The following is a 255-nucleotide window of genomic DNA, read 5'->3' on the forward strand; positions in this document are numbered from 1 at the left end:
GGATCCTTGTCCTCGCTTCGCCGTTGGCCTCGGGCGGAGAAGTTCTCCAGGCAGCGCACCCCTTGCCGGGATTCCTGCATCCCTTTCTCAACCGTCTCGCGACCCCAACCGAAACGCCGTTCGGCCAGCCGGGCGCTTCCGCCACATAATTCCCTGGTGACTTCGGCCTGGAACAGGCGTCGTTGATAGCCAGTCAGTCGTCGTGCCCCCGAGCGAATCAAGGCATCGACTTGGTCCGAAGTGCCTTCCATCGAA

General features: G+C 62.4%; 1 pseudogene. It reads right to left on the bottom strand.

Annotation, left to right across the window (positions count from 1 at the left end):
- Nucleotides 1-255 (bottom strand): annotated as a pseudogene (locus ACYOEI_RS41400) (ISAzo13 family transposase); the annotation flags it as partial.

This window comes from Singulisphaera rosea (assembly GCF_054877945.1).